The sequence below is a fragment of the Methylobacterium sp. J-030 genome, assembly GCF_022829545.1.
GTDB lineage: Bacteria > Pseudomonadota > Alphaproteobacteria > Rhizobiales > Beijerinckiaceae > Methylobacterium.
In genome coordinates this window covers 1-494 of record NZ_JAKSYM010000115.1, presented here as the reverse complement: position 1 = coordinate 494, position 494 = coordinate 1, and the positions used below count along the sequence as shown (strand labels likewise).

The 494-nt window shown below is 75.3% G+C and carries 1 protein-coding gene; it reads right to left on the bottom strand.

Features of this window, described 5'->3' with window-relative positions:
* Positions 1 to 494 (bottom strand): hypothetical protein (locus MKK75_RS06540; protein WP_244041803.1); only part of this gene is annotated, 494 nt, incomplete at both ends.

Genomic DNA, 494 nt, shown 5'->3' with positions numbered 1-494 from the left:
GGAGGACGACGGCGCCGTGTCGGTTCGGGGATGCCACGGCGCGCGCGCCGCCGGTCTGCTGGTCGGGGGCGCCGGTGCTGTCGCTGCACGTGCCGGGGCCGATCGACAGGGTGGCGGTAGTGGACGGGCCGGCGATCGCCGCTGGGACGACGCCGGCGACCGGCAGGCCGACGAAGCTGACCGAGCCCGGGCCGCCCCCTCCGTCGCTCGCCACCGAGCCGGTCATCCGGAACGCGGCGCCGTCCCAGCGGATCTCGAAGTCCTGGTTGACCGGCAAGTCGCCGGCCTGCAGCGCGGTGCCGTTCCGGCGCAGCAGGGGCGCGGTCACCGTACCCGTCGGCGTGCCGATCCCGGTCAGCGCCAGCGTGACGCCGGCCGAGCCGCCGACCGTCGCGTTGGTCGCCGTGACGAAGCCGCCGAGCTTGATCCCCCTGAGCAGCGAGGCGAACACGACGTTGTTCGGCAGCACGCAGGTCAGGGCGTTCGGCGTGCCG